We start from the raw sequence: 7,400 nt of genomic DNA, 5'->3' as shown, positions 1-7,400 counted from the left end.
GACATGGTGACCTTGGCGCTAATTCAAGGCGTGGTCAACGCATTCGTCATGTTCTTTGCTCGTGTTGCAGGTGACTTTATTGACCGTAATGTCTTTGGTCGTGAAGATGGCGAAGCCCCAGGCTTAGCTTACTTTGCAATTACCATTGTATTAGATATTGTCTTTGGTATTTTGGCATCTTCAATTGTGATGTGGTTCTCGCGTCAACGTGAATACCGTGCAGATGAAGCAGGTGCACGTTTGGCAGGTAAACAAGCTATGATTTCTGCATTATTACGCTTGCAGGCAGAATCTGAAATGCCAGATGCTATGCCAAAAGAAATGAAAGCTTTTGCAATTTCTGCAGGCAAAGAAGAAGGTTTTAGCTTGGCAGCGTTATTCCAAACTCACCCAAGTATTGAACAACGTGTTGCAGCTTTACAGCAATTAAATTTACCTTAATGCTCATAGCGATACAGTAACAGTTACATCAAAAAGCTTCCTCAGGGAAGCTTTTTTCATGTCTGTAAATTAGATCTGCTGCGTAGTTTTGGAATATATTAAACAGGTTCTTTAAAACCCAAAACTTTGCGACCAGTGCCACAACCAACTTGCACCAAGCCAGACCGCCCAAACAAAGAAAATAAGAAAAATCACGCCAAGCAAATCAGGCAAATGTAACCACAGCCATGCGACTACGGGATTACGCCAAAATGCCGAGTATTGTTGTTTATGTTCCAATCGCTCATGTAAAAAAGGATGCACCACATGATGTTCACTGTGAATCTGATATTCTTCACGGATATGCGTATGCACTACATCTAAAGCTTTGCGGCTTGGGCGAATAAATACATCAAATAGTGTACCGACAATTGGCACAAAACCAACCACCGCATCCACCACAGCAAGTTTAATCACTGGCGTGAGTTTGGTTTGCGGTACGCCAATTTGTTTGGCTTTATAAATCGCATAACAGGTCAGTGCAAAACCTGCGACATCCCCTGCAATAGGTACAGTTCCCAATGCAGCATCGGCTCCCACACCCTGCTTGGTAAATGGAATACGCACCACAGAATCCATCATATTGGCAAATTTGGCTAAATCGCGCTCTAAGCGAATCACCTCTTGCTGGCTAAGTTTTTTTGAAGATGCAGGTTCTGGCATAGAAAACGTATCGTTAGGTAAGTGCAATCTACTTGAGAATAAAGCTGTTTTTTGCTCAAGTCTGTATTGTTTTGATAAATAGAATTTTGATCAATGGAAAAAGTTTTAAGATAAAATTGCAATGAGTCACATCATCACCGACAGCATTTAAAGTAACAACTGCGAAGCGATAAATAAGTACACCACCACGCCTGTTGCATCACAAATCGATGTTACCAAAGGCGCAGAGGCACTAGCAGGGTCTAGTTTCAGGCGATGCAAAATAAAAGGTAGACTCATGCCAATTAAACAGCCCATCAGCACAATGCCCAACATACTCAGTGCTAATACTACAGACACCATCATATCGCCACGATAATAGCCTAAAATTGAGACCGCAAAAGCCATAGTTCCACCCAAACACAGCGCTACTAAACTTTCACGCCCGAGTAAATGCAACCAATCTTTAAATTGCACATCGCCTGTAGCTAGTGCCCGTACCATTAAGGTCGCAGACTGAGAACCCGCATTACCACCACTACCGACCAAAAGTGGCAAGAAAAAAACCAGCACAATATGTGCTGCAATAATATCTTCGTAATGGGCAATGCCGATTCCTGACAATAAACTACCAAATACCAAAATCACCAACCAAAACACACGTTTGCGGTATAGAAACAAAATTGGCGCAGTTTTTATACTCATGCCAGGAGAAGATGCGACCGCACTGGATTTTAAAAAGTCTTCCGTGGTTTCTGCCTGTACCACGTCCATCACATCATCGTAGGTGACAATCCCCAGTAAATGCTGTGCGTGGTCTACAATCGGCAAGGCCAAAAAATCATAATGGCTGAGTTTTTGCGCAATACTTTCCTGATCTTCTGTCACTAAACCAGTGACTAAATCGGTGCACATCACATTTTTAATTTTTTGTTCAGGTGGGTTTTGAATAATTTCTCTTAAAGAAATCACTCCCAATAGTTTCATCAACTCATCGACAATATAAATCAGGTACAAAGTTTCCCGATCTGCGGTCATTCTGCGCAATTCAGCTATAGCTTGCTGCATGTTTAGTTCTGGCGAGAGCACCACGAAATCCGAACTCATAATCGCGCCCGCAGATTCTTCAGGATAGCGCGCTAAAGTCTGAATCTGTGCGCGTTTTTCTTCCGTAATGTGTAAGCTGACAAAGTGCTGTAAAGGCGGCGAAAGTAACTTAAATAAATCGGTACGGTCATCTGAATGCATGGCTGAAATCAGTTTGACCAATTGCTGCGGTACCATCGCTTCGGCAATTTGAAGTTGTGAATGCAGTGGTAAAAATTCCATCACTAAGGCAGCACTGTCAATTTGTTCAATTAAACTGAGCTGTGCTTTTAGACTTAAATGCTGCATTAAATCGGCTAAATCGGCAGGGTTGATACCATCTATCAAGCTGCTCACTGTACTTGGCTGATGTAATTGCAAGGCTTGTTCTAACTGTTCAGCGTGCAGATTGGTCATTGATCTCACCCACTCCATCATTCCAAAACGTAAAATGAAGAATGGGCTAAGTTTCGCAGCCCAAACCACTACTTAAAATCCGAAAACAGGTTGATTGATACAAGATTTTGAGCGTTTTATATCATAGCCTATAATTCTTCTAAGTGCTTAATAAAAAACACCTTTAATTCATAGATTAAGAACGATTGACTTGAAATACAGCACGAATCAGCACGTACATAAATGGAATAAAAACAAGCACTAAAATTGTGCCAAAAATTACTCCACCCAAAACACTCACCCCAATTTCCTGACGACTTGCTGCACCAGCACCAAACGCAAATACTAGCGGTAAAATACCTGCACCAAATGCTAATGAGGTCATTAAAATAGGTCTAAGCCGCAAACTCGCACCTTCCAAAGCGGCTTGAATGACTTGTTTGCCTTGTTGCTGCGCAGCCGAAGCAAATTCCACAATTAAGATGGCATTCTTACATGACAAACCAATGGTGGTAAGCAATGCAATTTGGAAATAAATGTCATTTGGGAAACCTGCCAAATAACTAAAAATAATATTTCCACCAATTCCTAAAGGAATGGCACTCATGACCGCTGTGGGAATACTCCAACTTTCATATAAGGCCGCAAGGCACAAGAAAATAAACCCGATAGAAACCAAATACAGTAACAAAGCCTGATTACTGGACTGATTTTCTTCAAAAGACAATCCACTCCATGCCAAGTCAATGCCCTGCTGCTGTGCCACCATCTGTTCTAAATCACGCATCGCCTGCCCCGAGCTATATCCTTCAGCAGTGTCAGCTTCCATTTGCAAAGCGCTATAACCCATAAACCGATTGACCACTTCTGGCCCACCACTCCAGCTGAGTTGAGCAAACTGGCTAAAAGGTACCATTTGATTTTGCTGACTGCGTACCGACCATTGGTTCAAATCTTCAGGTTTGCCACGAAACTCGGCATCACCCTGCATAATCACGCGCTTAATTCGACCACGGTCAATAAAATCGTTGATATAACTGCCGCCCCACGCTGCCGCTAAAGTACTGTTAATCGCTGTTTGATTTAAACCTGCAGCCATCGCCTGTTTCTGATCAATCGTGACGTTTAGCTGTGCTTTTTCAGGATTGGCGCGTTGATCTAAATTTTTAAAGCTTGGATATTGAGTGGCTTGCTGCTGCAAATTTTGAAATTGCTGGGTTAAAAAATCACGTCCTGTACCGTTCACATCGCGCATCCAAAACTCTAAACCATCTGTTTGCCCCAAACCACGGACTGCTGCGGGCATGCCAATGGTAATGTGTGAATTGGGATGCTGTCGAAAATGCTGCATGGCACGTTCACGAATGGCTTGTGCAGTATGTTGCTGCCCTTGACGTTCATCCCAATGTTTTAGCGCAATAAAACCCTGCCCTAAATTCTGCCCTGTTCCCGAAAAATTACGTCCATAACGAATCATCACCAGATCGACATTCTGGGCTTCATGCTGCATAAAGTATTCACGTATGCTTTCGCCCACTTCACGACTTTTAGACAACGGCGCACCTTCCTGCAATTTAAACTGCACCGTCAACATGCCCTGATCTTCATTGGGAATAAAACTGGTAGGTAAGGCACGGTAAAACATAGCAAAAACTGTCAGTAAACCTGCAAAAACAACTAGACATACCGCTTTATGCTGAATCGTCCAGCCTGCTAATTTGAGATAGTGTTGTTTTATGCGTTCCAGTTTTTGATTAAACCAGATGGCCCATTGGGCTGGTTGTGGGTTGGGTTTTAAAATCAAGGCACATAAGGCAGGCGTTAAAATTAATGCCACACCTAAAGACAGTGCCATCGCAGTGACTAAGGTGATGGAAAACTGGCGATAAATCACTCCAGTTGAACCACCAAAAAATGCCATAGGAATAAATACTGCGGTTAAAACCAAAGTAATACCGACCAAAGCACCACTAATTTCCTGCATCGAAGCAATGGATGCCTGTTTAGCCGAGAGCTGCTGTTCATGCATCAAACGCTCAACGTTTTCGACAACAACAATCGCATCATCCACCAGCAAACCAATCGCTAAAACCAAAGCAAATAAGGTCAGCGTGTTAATACTCAGGCCAAAGAGTTGTAACACGGCCATGGTGCCTAAAATCACCACAGGCACGGTCACAGCAGGAATGAGCGTTGCGCGCCAGTTTTGTAAAAACAAGAACATCACGATGACGACTAAAATCACCGCTTCAATTAAAGTTTTCACCACTTCTTTAATCGATTCCTGCACGAAAGGCGTGTTATCTCGTGGATAGACAATTTGGTAACCTTCGGGCAATTGTTGTTTTAAATGCTCAATTTGTTTTTGAATTAAGGCTGAAGTTTGTAGCGCATTGGCACCAGACGATAAGGAAATCCCCATCCCTGCCGATGGAAAACCATTAATGGTATTAAAGCTTTGATAATTTTCTGCACCAAGTTCAATGCGTGCCACATCTTTTAAATAAACAAAGCCACCTGCCTGATCTGCTTTTAAAATAATATTTTCAAATTCTTCTACCGTTTTTAAGCGTGAACCTGAGGTGACTTTGGCATTGAGATATTGTTCTTGTGCTGTGGGTAATTCACCAATTGCCCCTGCCGCGACTTGGGTATTTTGCGCTAATACTGCAGCACGTATATCACTTGGCATTAGCGCATATTGTTTTAACTTTATCGGATTCAGCCAAATCCGCATTGCATATTGCGCACCAAAAACATCGACCTCACCCACACCTTCAATGCGTGCCAACTCTTGCTCTAAATGACTCATCATATAGTCAGACAATGCAATATTGCTGCTTTTGCCTGTGGCATCGTACAGCCCAATCACCATGTGGGTATCGCCCAATGACTTAAAGACATTCACCCCCTGACGCTGCACATCTTCAGGTAAGCGGTTAATTGCACCATTAATCGCATTTTGTACCTGGACTTGTGCGGTATCGGGGTTGGTACCATTTTCAAAGCTAATGCTGATTCGACTTCGTCCTGAAGAATCACTGCTAGAACTAAAGTACTGTAAGTGATCTAAGCCTTTAATTTGCTGTTCTAAAACCTGTGTGACGCTTTCTTCAACCGTTTCTGCCGAAGCTCCAGTATACGTGGCGCTGACGGTGATACGCGGTGGTGCAATGTCTGGGTAGCGTTCTACAGGTAAATTTAATACTGAAAAAATCCCAAGTGCCATCACCATAATGGCGAGCACACCAGCAAAAATAGGACGTTCAATAAAAAATTTAGACAGCATAAAACAGGATCACTTATAGATGACAATGTTGATATTTAAATATGAAATGAATCAAGTGGACGAATATCATCAAAAAACTTGAAACTGTATTTCAAATTAACACAGCTAAATAGAACTTCGATGACTGCATATCAAAAAACCTAGTTTTGTCACAAAAATGTTGTTTGGTCTTCATTTTTTCTTGCAGATTTTTTAATTTACCCTCCCAATTTTGGGATAGCTCCTAGATTCATCTTATTTCTATACTGCAGACATGACAATTTGAATAACAAGGAATTCGTGATGAAAAAAACTTTATTATGCTTAACTTTAGCAGGCTTACTCAGTGCATGTGGCGGTTCAGACAATGATTCTGATAGCAATCCTAATCCTCCACCGAGTTCAACAACACAAATTGGTGTACTAACCGATGGACCTGTAACTGGGGTTAAATATCTCAGAACCTCGAGTTCAGGTGAAAGTATTGAAGACTTCACCAATGATAAAGGTGAGTTTAAATATGCTGAGGGCGATACTGTCCGATTCTTTATTGGCGATGTCCAACTTGGTGAAGCCATTGAAGCTAAAGCACGTATTACCCCACTAGATTTAGCCGAATCAGAAAATGCCCGAACAAATTTAATGGTGTTTTTACAAACGTTAGATCATGATGGCGACCATAGTAATGGGATCGAAATTAAACCAGATATTCAAACAGCCTTAACCGCTGTGAATATGAATTTCGAGCAAGCACCCGCAGAGTTTTCAACTACGTTTGTCAATGAAGTGATCCCTAAAACCGATATCCCATTAGATCGAATCGTGACACCAGAAAAAGCTGCAGAAAACTTCCAAGCCACCTTTTATAAAGATATTGCTGGAACTTGGGAAATTGGACGCACCAATACATCTGCTGTTGTATTACATATTTTACCAGACGGACGTTACGCGCTAGGTGAAGCAGATGAAGCTGATGTAACGGGGCAACCTGGTATTGAAATAGGACGACTAAATTGGAATGCTTTAACTTCAGCGCTGAGTCCAGAGATCTCACTCGATACAAACGGTGACTACGGGCTTTCACATCCTGACAATGATGGTCAATACCGCTTAAGTTATAACGGTACAGATTTAGTGCTGACCGATGTAGGAAGTAATAGCACCTATATTTTAACTAAAGTCAAACAATCATCAGGTCTAGTCGGTACTTGGAAGTTCTCAGAAACTCAACTCTTTGCCTTCTTTGACAATAACTACTACTTCTTCCTAGATGGAGAAGGTGGTGAAGATTGCGGTTGGGCGGGAATTGAATATGGCAAGTTATCCATTACTGCGAATACACTCACACCTACCGAAGTTTTTTATGACACTAACGAATGTGCTGGATTCCATGATAGCTTTGACAATTCCAAATCAATTGTAAACTATACTATTTCAGGCACAAGTCTGACCATAGGCACACAAGGCGAACCCTCTGTTACCCTTCAACGTAGTAACTAAAATACTCAGAAGCAGCCTAAGCCCGACT

Annotated in this window: 5 protein-coding genes; 2 read left to right on the top strand and 3 right to left on the bottom strand. The window is 42.0% G+C overall.

Annotated features, from left to right (window positions below; translation table 11 throughout):
• On the top strand, nucleotides 1-441 hold a 441-nt coding region (locus B2W49_RS10325; protein ID WP_291340683.1), incomplete at its 5' end, for a M48 family metalloprotease.
• Between the two features lie 111 nt (nucleotides 442-552).
• Here B2W49_RS10325 and B2W49_RS10320 read toward each other — a convergent pair.
• The 3 genes from B2W49_RS10320 to B2W49_RS10310 form a co-directional block, all read right to left on the bottom strand.
• On the bottom strand, nucleotides 553-1,143 hold the full coding sequence (locus B2W49_RS10320) for a DUF4112 domain-containing protein (protein ID WP_291340681.1): 591 nt from the start codon (nucleotides 1,141-1,143) through the stop codon (nucleotides 553-555).
• Between the two features lie 147 nt (nucleotides 1,144-1,290).
• Nucleotides 1,291-2,625: a magnesium transporter gene (mgtE, locus tag B2W49_RS10315; protein ID WP_291340679.1), complete on the bottom strand. Its 1,335-nt coding sequence runs from the start codon at nucleotides 2,623-2,625 to the stop codon at nucleotides 1,291-1,293.
• A gap of 175 nt (nucleotides 2,626-2,800) precedes the next feature.
• Entirely contained in the window at nucleotides 2,801-5,893 is a 3,093-nt protein-coding gene (locus B2W49_RS10310) for a multidrug efflux RND transporter permease subunit (protein WP_291340677.1), read from the bottom strand.
• Between the two features lie 282 nt (nucleotides 5,894-6,175).
• Between B2W49_RS10310 and B2W49_RS10305 the strand changes: the two genes are divergently transcribed.
• A complete protein-coding gene (locus B2W49_RS10305; RefSeq protein ID WP_291340675.1) occupies nucleotides 6,176-7,372 on the top strand; it encodes a hypothetical protein in 1,197 nt (398 codons plus the stop codon).
• Nucleotides 7,373-7,400: the final 28 nt, after the last annotated feature.

The sequence above is a fragment of the Acinetobacter sp. UBA801 genome, from assembly GCA_002296655.1.
In the GTDB taxonomy this organism is placed as follows: Bacteria; Pseudomonadota; Gammaproteobacteria; order Pseudomonadales; family Moraxellaceae; genus Acinetobacter.
Note: the sequence above shows the minus strand (reverse complement) of the source record. Positions and strands in the feature narration are given on the sequence as shown.

Excerpts from the sequence above, each read along its gene's own strand:
- B2W49_RS10305 (WP_291340675.1), top strand. The coding sequence starts at position 6,176 with ATGAAAAAAACTTTATTATGCTTAACTTTAGCAGGCTTACTCAGTGCA.
- B2W49_RS10310 (WP_291340677.1), bottom strand. The coding sequence starts at position 5,893 with ATGCTGTCTAAATTTTTTATTGAACGTCCTATTTTTGCTGGTGTGCTC.
- mgtE (WP_291340679.1), bottom strand. The coding sequence starts at position 2,625 with ATGACCAATCTGCACGCTGAACAGTTAGAACAAGCCTTGCAATTACAT.
- B2W49_RS10320 (WP_291340681.1), bottom strand. The coding sequence starts at position 1,143 with ATGCCAGAACCTGCATCTTCAAAAAAACTTAGCCAGCAAGAGGTGATT.